We start from the raw sequence: 13291 nt of genomic DNA on the forward strand, positions 1-13291 counted from the left end.
CCTGCTCTACCGTTCGGCTTTTTCGTAGCGGAAATAATCGAAGTCGGCATGGCCGCCGATTTGCGTGGTGGCATAATAAAATAACCCGATCCGATAACCCATAAAGTGATCCAACGTATACCGCATGTTCAGCTCTCCGCCGATCGGCATCCACTCCGACCCGTCGACAGAATAATGAAAGGAAGCCACATCTTTGCTGTTTTCAAAATCAAAATGGATTTTCAAATGCACATCCCTGCCGTGAAAATGTACGGTTTCCAGCTCCTTCTCTAGGCCATCCCCATCGTTCACGCTCATCCCGATGAACTTGTCGCCGTTTTCTGCCACCTTAACGCCTACGGTGCCGAAATGGCTTTGCAGGGCAACAAGCCCAGCTCGATCGCCCGGCTTCATACGATCCGTATCCAGCAAGGCCAATCCCATGCAAGCAGGCCCTTCCGTACGTTGCGTTAACGTATTGCGCGCCTGAAGCACGCCTGCAGCCAAGCTGCCCGTCGTCAGTCTTAGGAAACCGGGGCGTTCGGTCACCGACCACAGCCGATGATCCGGGTTGTGGTTCCACTGCCAATTCAGCGCCAGCTTATCCGATTCGTATTCGAATTCGTCGCTGATCACGAGCGGCTTCTCCGCGCCTTGCGGCAAGTCGACATCAAACCGTTCCGGCACCTTGCCTTCCATGCCGAACACCGGCCAATCCTCCTCCCAGGCCACCGGCACCAAGCACGGGATTCTGCCGACGGCATCATGATCCTGGAACAGCATCGCGTACCACTTGCCATCCGGCGTGTCGAATATTCCTCCCTGGGCAATTCCCTTGTTACGGTATCCGAGATCGTCATCCAATACGATTCTTCGTTCATAGGGGCCGAGCAATTCCCGTGACCGGTAACAGATTTGTCTGCGCCGGCCGTTGCCGACGCCTGCCTTCGGCCATTCAATGAACAGCAAATAATAATAACCGTTGATTCGATAGGCATGGCAGCCTTCGCAGCGAAGTCCGATACCCTCCGCTTCCGTTTTGAACAGCAGCTGGTGGATTCCGTCCGATTTAAGAGCCGTGGTATCCGCGGTCAGCTCGGTGATGTAAATATCCCCGTTGCCGTAGATTACGAAGACGCGGTCATCATCGAAGAGCAGGCCCGGATCATGCCGAAGTCCGTCGATGACCGAACGCTGCCACGGCCCCTGAACGATATTGTCCGTGCAGTACAAGTAAAATTTCCTGGTATCGTTGCTGGAGAAACAAACATAGAATTTGCCCTGATGATAGCGCAGGCTGGCCGCCCAGGATCCTTGCCCGTATATATTTTGGCCGTCTTCCAAACGATGGGCCTCATTGTCTTCGAACGTATCATATACGTAACCGACAATTTCCCAATGCATCAAATCCTCGGATCTCATGATCGGACAACCCGGCATCGAATGCATGCTGGTGCTGACCATATAATAAGCATCCTCTGCGCGGATGACATCCACATCCGGCACGTCCGCCCATATGATCGGATTTGTGATCAATGTCTTGTTCATAGATGGTTTCTCCCTTCAACTATTGGAGACTGCTGGGAACGGTGCGCGATCAAACATCCTGAAATGTCTGATCTGCCCTGGCTTCCTTCAACAGGTTCCAGTAAGATTCCTTCGGATGATGATTCTCATCGAAGACAAACGGCCAATTTTTGCGGCCCCTTACCGGAAAATGATCCAGCCAGGTATAATCGTCCGCCGCGCCCCAGAAGGTTACGGAAGTTATGCTGCCGCTGTACTCTTTAAGCAGCCGGAACAATTGTCCGTAACGCTCCGCCTGGCGCTCAAGCATTTCTTCCGTCGGCGCCGCCAGATCGGTCCGCTTATCCTCATGCGTGAAAACGGATACGTCAAGCTCCGTTATATGGAGCATCAGGTCAAGGCTTGCATATCTTTCGATGGCCCTGCGGATATCGTCAAGCGAAGGGAACTCCAGATTCCAATGAGCTTGAAGCCCGACGCCGTGAATCGGCACATCCTGCTCCTTTAACGATTTAAGGAGCGCGTAAATCTTCTCCCTCTTCTCCGGTACGGATTCGTTGTAATCGTTATAAAACAGCAGCGCTTGCGGATCCGCTTCATGCGCGTATTCGAATGCCTTGGCGATAAAATCCTCCCCGATTGACGCAAGCCACGGGGAAGAACGAAGAAGTTCGCTTCCGCTGTCGGCAATGGCTTCGTTCACGACATCCCAAGCATGGATATCTCCGTGATAACGGCCAACCACCTCATCGATGTGCGCTTTCATCCGCGCAAGCAGCAGCTCGCGGCCGGCTTTTCCGCCGGAGCTGTTTTGAAACACCCATTCCGGCGTCTGATTATGCCATACGAGGGTATGTCCTCGCACCGCCATTCCGTTCGATTTGGCAAACGATATAATCTGGTCGGCTTGCTCGAATGTATATACCTCTTCCGATGGGTGCAATCGCTCGAATTTCATTTCATTTTCCGCCGTAACGCTGTTGAAATGGTGCGTCAACAATTCCTTTTGGGTCACCGTCGTGATCGGATTCACGGCAGCTCCGATGTTGAAGCTATTTCCAAAGGCTTCATGAAGCTTGGGCAGCTTCTCCACATTCATTCTCATCATTCGGCTTTCTCCTTATCACGTTTTTTTCGGTAATCGGCATCGAGCTATACAATTGTTTATCCATAATTCTTGCTCGACTCTGCGGTAACGTCTGTTTATAACTCGGTCTTCGCCGCCTCAACAACGACCCAAAATGCCGGTTTGGGCTGATGTCGTTGATCGAACAGCAAAGGCGCATTGGTACGTTCGACCGGAAAACCGTGAAGCCAGGTATGATCGTCGGCGATGCCCCAAAACACGACGCCGCTAAGAATGTCCTTGTTTTGGCGGAATGCCTTAAACAACTCGCCATATCGTTCGGCTTGCAGGTTTAGGATTTCTTGCGGGAGATCTTGGCCGTAATCGCTGCGGTCGTTCCAGGCATAAATGCTCATGTCGAGCTCGGTGACGAGATTGTCGAGGCCAAGCTCCGCGAATTTTCGCATCGACGCGATGATGGAATCCACCGATGGACCATACATGTCAATATGCGTCTGATGTCCGACACCGTCGATCGGAACACCTTGCTCCAGCAAATCTTTCACCAGCTGAAACAAACGGTCCCTTTTCACAGGGTTATCCGTTCCGTAATCGTTAATATAGAGCTTCGCTTCAGGTCCTCCGGCTTCCCGAGCCGCTCGAAAAGCCGTTGCGATGTAATCGGTACCGGCAATTTTATACCAATCGCTCGCGCGCATCCCGTCCGGATCCCCGGGTTCAATGACTTCATTCACCACGTCCCATGACGTAATCTCGCCCTTATATCGGCCGACGATCGTCCTTACGTGGGTATCCAGGCGTTCCAGCAGCAATTTTTTGTTCGCTTCCTGGCGCTTGGGGTCTGTCTCATCCACCATCGGCTTGCCTTCCGCATCTTGGAAAAACCATGCACCAACTTGGGTATGCCAGACCAGGGTATGGAAACGGACTTGCATGTTGTTCTCCTTGGCAAATTCCACGATTCGGTCGGCGTTCGTCCATTTAAACTGGCCTTCCGATGGCTGGATCGCATCCGGCTTCATTGCGTTCTCCGCCACCAGCCAGCGGACATGCTTCTTCAGCAGCTCCGACGATGGGCCGTTGGTCTGATTCGGTTCGATCGCGGCGCCGATCGGAAAATCCTCCTCGAATAGTTCATGAAGCGATGGAATATCTTGCCGTACAGACGGTTGTGCCTGCGGTTCAGTAGACGCGGGTTTGTTTGCCCTGGCTGGGGATTCGGCACTCGAATTCCCGTTCGACGCTTCGGAGTTCCCCCTTAGCTCCGCGGCTCCTTCCTCCAGTGTTCCTTGTGCCTGACTTTCCGCGGCCTGCTTGTTGCGGCTGTCCATATAGGACACGCTTAAGAGGAGAACAACGGACGCTGCCACCGCAGTTGCCACTGACGTTACCGCCCATCTGCCGAGTTTAGACATACGAAGCAAAACACTGCCTCCTTTCCGCTTCGAGCAAAAAACAGAAATCCGGTACGGAACCCGGAACCCCGCCCGAATGGTCATAACTCCATATTAGCGCTTACATTGTTTTTGCAACAACCTGCCAAATTGGGGTCCTTCACCCGTCCAATCTCAGGTTGTCAAAATTTCTTACGCGTTCACATACCGGTTATATTCAGTAAGAAGTAAATATCGGTTAGAAATATAAAGATCGGCACATTGTGATCCAGCCTTCCGTTCCCCATAATGTTATCAAACCGTATGTAAGCGTTATTACAAAGAAGTTAGGGGGAAGCATTGTGCATGATATTCTGCTTGTTGATCTGGAAACTCATGATGTAGAAACACCGGGAAGCCTGCCGGATTGGAATGATTTGAGATGCTCGCGGTGCCGCTGCGTCAGGTCCTCCTCGTCCGCTATGCAATTCGTTGCCTTGGAGCCTTACACGGTAGTAATTATCCATGCGTTCGGTTCAGATTCCGCAGGCATGGAGTTATGCGAACAAATCCGGTGCGTAAGCCGGGTCCCTATCATTGTTGCCGGAGGCAGCACGGACTTTTATTGGACCCGGAAAGCCTTGCAGCTGCAAGTCAACGATTATTTGCCAGCACCGTTCACGATCGAAGAGCTCAGCTCCAGCTTGCAGATGATCACGCCGGCAACCGATTCCGGTGACGGGAATCCGTGTCTTAGAGTGTCCCATGTCCATGCGGAAAAGGAGGATCAGGTCATTCAAGAGGTCAAGGAATACTTGGAAGATTCGAAGTATCAAAACGTCACCTTGAAAGAAATTGCCGAGCGGATGCATTTCAACTACTCCTATTTAGTCCAAAAATTCAAGTTCCACGAGAAGATGACCTTTAACGAATATCTGTTGCAGCAGAGGATGGAGAAAGCGAAATTCTTGCTGGTACACACCGACATGAAGATATACGAAATCGCTGACATGGTGGGTTATAACGATATGGACTGGTTCTATAAAAAATTCAAGTCCTATGCCGGCGTAAGCGCTAACATGTTTAGAAAAATGCATGGATCGCAGACAGTTCAGATCGCCTCTGGCCAGCATTAACTTGTACGTACATTATAACCTCGAAACCTAAAAAAGGCGCTGCTTTTTTCGAGAGCGCCTTTTTAGATTGCAATCATGTTATTAACGAACAGGCAATATCAGCAATCAATGATGAAATTTCCATGCTTCGAAATCAAATAGCCTCTGATCCCGCTGCCCGGTAAATACGAAGTAAAGATGATGGATGCCGGATGCGCCCGAAACCTCTATGGAGAATTCCCTACGCTGTTCCGTACTGGATGAAGGCGGTACGTCCACCGTACCGATCCGTTCTCCATCCGGACGATCCAGCCGAAGCTCCAGCCGCCCTCCCGCATATATACCCGAGACCCAAGCCGTAAACGCAGATGCTCCTTTCCCGAAATCAGCATTGGCCACAGCGATCCAATCCTTGTCATGGATGTCCGTGACCGTCAGTATCGGGCCGCCCTGCGAGTCCTCAGCAGCCGTAGACGTATCGACTTGAATTCCGGCATTCCATGCCATCGTTGCCGCCTCCGTTCGTTGGAAAGGATTGAGCGGCTGGATCCCTTTCACGCCTTCCATGTCAGCTTCAATCTCCCTGATGGTACCCTCCGGCTCGAAATAAACCCGGTTCAGATGGGTTGAGCGATAGCCTTTGGGAACCCCCATGGATTTCGACAACGTTTGGGCGTGATAGGCAATATACCAGTTTTGTCGGAGCTGAAAGATGACGTGATGATTATTCCCTCCGACCCCGAAGAAATGCCCTGGATTTTTCAAAATAGTCCCTTGATACGTCCAGGGTCCCATCGGATGCTCGCTGACCATATAAGCGATCTCGCCTGGAGGAGGACTGTTCTCCGGCCGCGTTCCTCCGGAGAAATTGGAACAGTACGTATAGTAATACCTTCCACCAAACTTGTTGATTCCTGAATCCTCGAACATATAAGGAGCCGGAATCGTGACGGCTTCTCCAAGCACGCTGACCATATCTTCGCCAAGCTGCATGACGCGTGCCGTATCCGGCATTTCGGCTTTGTCTTCCGGAACGCCGCCGCCAAAGTAGATATAGGCTTTCCCGTCATCGTCAACGAGTACGGCGGGATCAAATAACCACGTGACTCCTTCCACGCCAGGCGTGTTTCTTGTGATCAGCGGCTTTCCTATAGGATCTATCCACGGGCCAACGGGGCTGTCGCTCGTCAGTACACCGATGCCGCTGGCATTGTTGGCAAAATAGAGGAAGAATCGATCTTCCCCGTGAATCACCTTGTGCGCGGCCGCTGGTGCCCATGATTGCGTTGCCCATGCGGCAGCGCCGGTCGGTCCTGCAACCTGGATTGCGCCGTGATCGGTCCAATTGACCAAATCCGAAGAAGAGATGACGGACAGCTTGTTGATCGTGCTGTAGCTGTTGTCCTTGACGTTCCCGTCACCGTCATACTCTAGTGCGTCATACGTGTTATATAAATATACACGTCCGTCTACTGCCAGCGCATAGGGATCCGCGCCGAATTTATGCGAGACGACCGGATTCCCATTCGGAGGAATCTTGCCGATCGCGACCGCGTACGGCTCGCTGCGGGTGCTGTCCGCATCCCGAATCGTATCCATGCTGCTGCTGCCCTGGTCCATCATTTCAGTTCCCGCCTTGCCTGCTTTGATTTCATCACTCATCTGGTCACTCAACTCCTGGTTTAACAGTTTTGGATCGTCTTGGCCACGATTCGCAAGGTTTGCAAAGACAAACATTATGCAAACGAACGCGAATACGGTAGATATGACCAGTAACGGCTTTACGGGCTTCATCCCTGAACACGCCCTCCTCCATCGTTACTTGGCGACCTGTCATTCCCATTACGGGTCGACATTCCGGAAGTGGTCGTAAAAAGTGTACCTCTTGCTAAGCAAGGTAACAACCCGACATTCCATCTGAAAACACCGGACTAATGGTAGGTGGCCGGCCTAATTCACGAGATTGTCCCGGTACTCCTGAGGCGTTAACCCCGTCGCCTTTTTGAAGAAGCGGGTGAAGGAATGGGCGGCATCGTATCCGACAAGAGGAGCCACGTCCCTTACTTTCAAATCCCCTTCCTTAAGCAGCTCCTTGGCTCTTCGTATTCGGCATTTTTCGATATATTCGGAGATGTTGATTCCCCGTTCTTGCTTAAACAAGCGCGATAGATAGGACGGATTGAAATAATAGCGTTCGGCAAGATGCACAAGGGTCACGTCCTGATCCAAATGCTCCTCGATATATTGACATACCCGATCAATGACATGCGCCGTTTTGCCTCGCTCATCCATTCGTTTGAAAGCGAAGATGTCTTCGGCCGTTCGCCTCAAATACCGAAAAGCTTCCTTCATGGAATCATGGCCTTCCAAGTCCAGCAGCTTTCCCCGTTCACCGGTCGGATCCTGAAGACCTAGCCGGGTCAGCTTCGCATACAACACCAGCGCAATAGAATAATAAGCTTGGGCAGCGTGCTGATGAAGATCGTCCACGGTCAGCACGAATTCCGACATCTGCTCCAATTCTTCCATAAATTCATTTTCCCTTCCGGCCTCCAAATGTGCTTCCAAGATGTCCGCCTTATGACTCGCCTCCACTCCTTCCTTGCAGTGCGGCGATTTGTCAGAGTCGGTTTGATCCTTGAGAATCATCGGAATTCCGTCGCCCAGCTTTAGCTGCTGCAGCCTTCGCAGCCGTTCATACTGTGGTGTCACATCCTCCCACCGGCACGGGAAGCCGCTTATGGTGAACGATACGGTAAGTTCAAGAGAATCAAGGCAGGCTTCCTGGATGAGTTCAAGCGTACCCTCCAAATAAAGAACCAGACGATCCCCGGTTGGGTTCTCGGACCGCGGCTGGAGCAGCCATAATAAATCCCCGTGTTTGTCCACGACGCCGATGCTGCGGACATGCTCCTCCATAAAAGAATTCCATATCCATCTTACCGATCGATGGCCATTTTTCTTTTCTGCATATGCTTTGCCTGCTGAATACGCTACGCGGCCAAGCGCTAACAGTACAGGGAGTTTCGGATCCAGCCCAATGTTCAAGGTTTGGAAATCGTCAATCATCGCTTCGTTATCCGCTCCAAGCAAGCTGCTGTCCGCTACGAATTGCCGGAAGTACTCCCCCTGCTCCATCCACTCCAGCGCTTCGATCTGCATGCGAGATTGCTTAAGCCATTCTTTCATGCGGTTGCCGCTCTCGATTTCATGGATAACTTCCTTCACGACCTCCATGACCTTATCGAAACCTTCCGTCTTCAACAAATAGCGAATATTGGGCATCTGGATCGCTTGATAAGCGTAATCGAAATTACTGTACCCGGTCAGAAAGATAATTCTGCACCTTGGCCAGAGAGCGCGGATGCTCTCCGTCAATTCCAATCCGCTCATGCCCGGCATGCGTATGTCCGTCAGAACGATGTCGATTCTCGTGCGCGACATCCAATTCAGCGCTTCCTTGCCGGAGTAGGCCCGGCAAACATCAAGCTTTTCGGGCATCCATTGATGAAATACTTCGAACAAACTGTTCGTAATAATCTCTTCATCGTCGACGACCAGCAATCTATACATGTCCATTCCCCTCCGTCAGCCTGATTCGAATCTGGACCCTCAATCCATTCAATGGACTTCTTGAAAGAACTAATCCGCTGCTTTCCCCGTACGTTAAGGCAATTCGCCGATGGATGTTGATAAGGCCCGTCACTTCAGGGGATTCAGGGGATTCAACGGATTCGGACGTCCGTTCAAGCCGCCTGTTTAGCGCTTCGATTTCGTTATCCGTCAGCCCGTTTCCATTTTCTTCAATCACGATGGAGGCTTCGTCATTATCCAAATGAAACGCTACATGCAGCAAACCTTCATCCTGCATTTTTTCGAGACTGTGCTCATAGGCGTTTTCGATAATAGGCTGAATGATCAATCGCGGCACCTTGATGGTCTCCATTTCCTTCGGCAGCTCCCCGAATTGAACGCGGATCCGCCTTGAGAATCTGAGCTTTTGAATCTCGGTATAAATGCGGGAATGCCTTGTCTCTTCCAGCAATGGAACGTTGTCCGCATCATTGCGGGTAATGAATCGAAAATATTCTCCAAGCATGTTCGTGAACAACTCGATTTGCGCGACATCCCCCGTTTTGGCCAGGGAACTCAAGATGAAGAAGCTATTATATAAAAAGTGGGGATTGATCTGGGATTGGAGCTGTTTCAGCTCCGCCCTTTGCATCATGAGCTTATGCCTGAAATCCTGATCAATCAAATGCTGCAGCTTGATAAGCATATGATTGAATCGATCGTATAAATAGCCGAACTCATCCCTTTGTCCATGCCTGATCCGGATATTAAACATGCCATCTTCCATTTTCCTGAAGCTTTGGACAAGCAGGAGCAGCGGTTTATGAACCAGCTTGTATGTCGATACGGCATAGATGGCGATGGCTAAGAGCGTCGTGCCTGCAAACAGCCAGGCCCAGACATAAAATTTACTTAGCGGCCGCTTCACCACCTCGGTAGGCAAGTAGGTGAACACGGATAATTTCAGCTTGTCGGAATACGCCTTATCGATCAGATACCTGGCTGTACCGATCGTTATCATTTGGCGATTCGCATTTGGGATGGCCTGCATGGCCCCTCCCATTAAACGATCCGCCTCCTCATGGCTGGCCAGAGCAAATCCGGACGGCTCGGAGACGATAAAAGCCCCGCTTTCCGGATATACGCTGATTTGCATCAGGGATTCCCTGAGTTTGCTCGGATCCAGTTCGATCTGAACGATCAGGAACGGCTCTTCCCCTTTTCTAGCTCCGTATTTAGCCGCTACAAGATGGAGCGTATCGTCGATCTGCAAGAGTCTCGCATTGCCGCGCGCCTTTCCTACTTGGACATTGTTATACCGTCTCGAGTCGAATGGGTTCATCCCGGTCATGGCTGAAATCGTTTTATCCATGCCGCGGATATGAACGAATACGTCTTTTATGTAGACACTGCTGTTTTTGATGGAGACCAGTCGAGGCAGCAAATAATGGAGGCTTGCTTTTCTATCGACCGTGCTCATCATCTCCCATGTCAGCGCCATTTTGTTGAGTTCCCCGTCCTGCAAAATATCGTATTGCTGAATTTCCAACCATTCGATTTCCCGGTTCAACCCGTCCAGGTAAGCCGAAAGTTGCGCTTGCGAATTTTTGGATATTTCCTGGCTAGCGTATTGGTAACTCCAGTTATACAGATAAACACCGAGAATGATAAGCGGAAGAATAACGAATAGATAGGTAGCAACCAATCGAATAAAGATGGTATTACGAATGGAATTCACGGGTAACTTAAGCAATTAAACTCCTCCGATGCGTGTGAATATGCTTGATGATTAGCCGCCTGATGGCCTTTGAAGCCAATCATGCTTGCGGGGCTCATGGTTCTATGGACGGCCTTTCTTGTCCTCATGCCATTGATTCACTTCGGCCGTAATGTCCGCGCCGCCAAGCCGATACCATTCCTCGACAAACCTGTCGAATTGGTCGACGGGTTCGCCGAGGATGATATTAACGAAGTAATCATGCTGAAGATTGTCCAGAATGTTTCTTCTTTCGATCATGGTTTCGGTCGGAGCGCCGGCAAATGCATCGAATAACAACTGATCGTTTTTCTCGTATTGGTCCAGGATACTCATCGCACCGGATGCCCCGTAGATTTTTTCCCATCCCCAGCCGGATTCGCTGTCTTCTTTCTTATCCATATATCGATCGATTCGGTCTTGTATGAATCCGGACTCACCTTGTAACTGTGACGTCGAGCCTTGTCGACGCGCTTCGGCGATTTGCCGGTAGGCTTCGAGGTTTTTATCAGCAGGGAAAGGAGTCACGGGAGATAGACCCCACACGGGCGAGGAATCGTTGTAGTAAGTCCCGTACTCGGCCGTTTTGCCCCAATTTTTTTCAAGATGCAAATTGAACATTTTCAGAATCGCTTCCGGGTGAGCGAAATCCTTTCTTACGGCGTAAAAAGAACTTGTGGTAAATTTAAGCGGAACCTTTGGCGCCTTGCCGGAGTCAGTAACAATGGGAAAAGCCTGCCACTCTGCATCCGGATCGCCGCTTCGGCTGGATTGAAACAAGAATGCTCCCCATTGCTCTCCATAGGCCATTCCGATCTTCCCATCGGCTATGAGCTGTTTTGCTTTGCTTCCGTTTTTAAAAATGAATTCACTCTCGATTTCATGGTTGCGATACATATCCTGAAGCGCTTTGAGCGCCTGTTTCACTTCGGGCTGAATGCCTCCGTATACGAGTTTGCCGCTCTCGTCTTCAAGCCATATGTTCGGGTAGGCTCCATAACCGGCCATGAATCCGGTTAAGCCCATGACGGGGTCCCACAAATATTGGGTAGCCGCTATTCCATAGGTGTCCTGTTGGCCATTTCCGTCGGGATCCTGTTCTGTAAACGCTTTCGAAATTGCCAGGACATCATCCATCGTTTGCGGAGGCAAGAGTTCCAATCGGTCCAGCCAATCCGTTCGAATCCACAGAAACATCGCCTTTTCGATAGAGGAATCGGTCTCTGGTATGCCCATCAGCTTGTCACCGATTATGCCGGATTCCAGGGTGCCGCTCCCTTCCTGACGATGAACTTGCCGAGTCAAAGCTGAAGCATATTCCTCATAAGCCTGCGTCAGATCCTGGATCAGACCGGCATGACTCAATTGCCTGAGCTGCTGGGCATTGACCTTGACGATATCCGGAATGTCCCCTGAAGCCAGCATAATATCCAGCTTTTTGTGGTATTGTTCGCTTCTCACAGCCCATTTGTATTTGATTTGAATGCCAAGAACTTGTTCGTACAACTGACTCCAGCGATTGTCCTCCAGCGTTTCATCAGGCAATGCCTTCAGAATATCTTCCAAGCCGTCGCCGATTTCTCTCACAAGCGTGACTTCGATCGGCGGATGATAAACGCTTAATGACTTATCGTTGTATACGCCCTCCCCGCGTGTTTCCGGCCCCCGATTGTGGTCGATACCGCTGCTTTGGTGACAAGACGCCAGTGTTGAACCAAACAGTAAAGCGCTTAGCATGACCTTGGAGAAGTTCTTTACGATGATCAGCAACAGATAACACCCTTTCCTATCGATTAATTGTATTATTATACTTTAAAGGCTCCGGCCCACAATAAACATTTTTTTACTTACTATCCCATTATTTACTTGTTGCTGCATGCAAGCAAAAACCGCCATCCCCTAGATTCGGGGTGGCGGTTTTCATCTTGAAATGTTAGCCTACGATACCGGTACGCTCGATACTTTCCACGAAGTATCGCTGGACGAACAAATAAATGACGATCAACGGAAGGATGGCCAGCAAGATGCCGGTATCCTGCACCATACTCAGATAAAAAGGGTCTGCCTTCGACGGATCGCCGCCCAGCATGATGGACAGATTGTACGGCAGCGATGAAAGCTGGGTGGACATGACCTTGCTTGAAGTCAGATACGTCGTCGTGTAGAAGCTGTCGTTCCATTGCCAGACAAAGGAGAACAACGTCGTGGTAATGACGGCAGGAATCGCGTTCGGCATCATGATGCGGGTAAAGGTGGTTCCGACGCCCGCGCCGTCGATATACGCGGCCTCCTCCACTTCTTTCGGAATGCCGCGGAAAAATTGTCGGAATATAAAAATGTACAAACCGGCTTTGAGGGAATTGGCCGTCAGCGAAGTCAGAATGAACGGCCAATAGCTGTTTAACAGATTGACGGATTTCCCGGTTATGAGCGGGATCAAGCCCATCAGCGTAAAATCTTTCAGATTCAAGTATATAGGAATGAGAATCGTGGTTGGGGGCACCAGTATCGTCAGGATAACGCAAGCGAACATAAATTGGCTGCCCTTGAACTTCAAACGGGCAAAGCCGTATCCCGCAAGCGCGCAAGAAGCGGCTGTCAAGACCGTCGTCGTCGCCGACAGCGCAAACGTGTTAAACAGCGTTTCCCAGTAATCCATAATGCGGATGGCATCAAAGAAATTGCTCATCGTGAAATTTTCCGGAATCCATACGACGACCGGTGAATAAAGATCGGCCTTGTCTTTGACGGCCGTCGAGATTTTTTGCAGAATCGGATACAGAATGACAAAGGACAGGCCTGCGATCAATGTTAAACGTATGAAAGACCAGAGCCATCGTTTCCAATTTTCGAGCGATAGCCACTGAGATACCGGCATAGT

Annotated in this window: 9 protein-coding genes; 1 reads left to right on the forward strand and 8 read right to left on the reverse strand. The window is 50.6% G+C overall.

The features are described 5' to 3' along the window. Positions 1-6: 6 nt before the first annotated feature. The 3 genes from AC3RCL_RS15915 to AC3RCL_RS15925 all read right to left on the reverse strand — a co-directional run bounded on the left by AC3RCL_RS15915 (position 7) and on the right by AC3RCL_RS15925 (position 4008). Complete coding sequence (locus tag AC3RCL_RS15915; RefSeq protein WP_492530610.1) at positions 7-1527, reverse strand: glycoside hydrolase family 43 protein; 1521 nt, start codon at positions 1525-1527, stop codon at positions 7-9. Positions 1528-1576: 49 nt separating this feature from the next. After that, positions 1577-2611 (reverse strand): endo-1,4-beta-xylanase, encoded by a 1035-nt coding sequence (locus AC3RCL_RS15920; protein ID WP_492536383.1) that lies wholly within the window; start codon positions 2609-2611, stop codon positions 1577-1579. A 98-nt stretch (positions 2612-2709) separates the two neighbouring features. Continuing rightward, positions 2710-4008, reverse strand: a complete 1299-nt coding sequence (locus tag AC3RCL_RS15925; RefSeq protein ID WP_492536385.1) for an endo-1,4-beta-xylanase — start codon at positions 4006-4008, stop codon at positions 2710-2712. 320 nt (positions 4009-4328) lie between these two features. On the opposite strand from AC3RCL_RS15925, the gene AC3RCL_RS15930 reads away from it, so the two are divergent. Next, a complete protein-coding gene (locus tag AC3RCL_RS15930) occupies positions 4329-5102 on the forward strand; it encodes a helix-turn-helix domain-containing protein (protein WP_192571780.1) in 774 nt (257 codons plus the stop codon). A gap of 105 nt (positions 5103-5207) precedes the next feature. Here AC3RCL_RS15930 and AC3RCL_RS15935 read toward each other — a convergent pair whose 3' ends face one another. The 5 genes from AC3RCL_RS15935 to AC3RCL_RS15955 all read right to left on the reverse strand — a co-directional run bounded on the left by AC3RCL_RS15935 (position 5208) and on the right by AC3RCL_RS15955 (position 13288). Continuing rightward, on the reverse strand, positions 5208-6875 hold the full coding sequence (locus tag AC3RCL_RS15935; protein WP_492530613.1) for a glycoside hydrolase family 43 protein: 1668 nt from the start codon (positions 6873-6875) through the stop codon (positions 5208-5210). 156 nt (positions 6876-7031) lie between these two features. Then, positions 7032-8654 carry a response regulator gene (locus AC3RCL_RS15940; RefSeq protein ID WP_192571778.1) on the reverse strand — a complete coding sequence of 541 codons (1623 nt, stop codon included), beginning with the start codon at positions 8652-8654 and terminating at the stop codon, positions 7032-7034. Next, on the reverse strand, positions 8647-10407 hold the full coding sequence (locus AC3RCL_RS15945) for a sensor histidine kinase (protein ID WP_492530616.1): 1761 nt from the start codon (positions 10405-10407) through the stop codon (positions 8647-8649). Before AC3RCL_RS15945 ends, AC3RCL_RS15940 begins: the two co-directional genes overlap by 8 nt. Before the next feature lie 87 nt (positions 10408-10494). Further along, positions 10495-12147: an extracellular solute-binding protein gene (locus AC3RCL_RS15950; protein WP_374705879.1), complete on the reverse strand. Its 1653-nt coding sequence runs from the start codon at positions 12145-12147 to the stop codon at positions 10495-10497. A 196-nt stretch (positions 12148-12343) separates the two neighbouring features. Next, the gene (locus AC3RCL_RS15955; protein ID WP_492530618.1) at positions 12344-13288 is read right to left on the reverse strand and encodes a carbohydrate ABC transporter permease; all 945 of its coding nucleotides are present in this window, start codon (positions 13286-13288) and stop codon (positions 12344-12346) included. Between the last annotated feature and the right edge of the window lie 3 nt (positions 13289-13291).

It is taken from the genome of Paenibacillus sp. MT86 (assembly GCF_058792535.1).

Bases quoted from the DNA above. Each gene is read 5' to 3' on its own strand.
- AC3RCL_RS15915 (WP_492530610.1), bottom strand. From the start codon at position 1,527: ATGAACAAGACATTGATCACAAATCCGATCATATGGGCGGACGTGCCG.
- AC3RCL_RS15935 (WP_492530613.1), bottom strand. From the start codon at position 6,875: ATGAAGCCCGTAAAGCCGTTACTGGTCATATCTACCGTATTCGCGTTC.
- AC3RCL_RS15920 (WP_492536383.1), bottom strand. From the start codon at position 2,611: ATGAGAATGAATGTGGAGAAGCTGCCCAAGCTTCATGAAGCCTTTGGA.
- AC3RCL_RS15925 (WP_492536385.1), bottom strand. From the start codon at position 4,008: ATGTCTAAACTCGGCAGATGGGCGGTAACGTCAGTGGCAACTGCGGTG.
- AC3RCL_RS15940 (WP_192571778.1), bottom strand. From the start codon at position 8,654: ATGTATAGATTGCTGGTCGTCGACGATGAAGAGATTATTACGAACAGT.
- AC3RCL_RS15950 (WP_374705879.1), bottom strand. From the start codon at position 12,147: ATGCTAAGCGCTTTACTGTTTGGTTCAACACTGGCGTCTTGTCACCAA.
- AC3RCL_RS15955 (WP_492530618.1), bottom strand. From the start codon at position 13,288: ATGCCGGTATCTCAGTGGCTATCGCTCGAAAATTGGAAACGATGGCTC.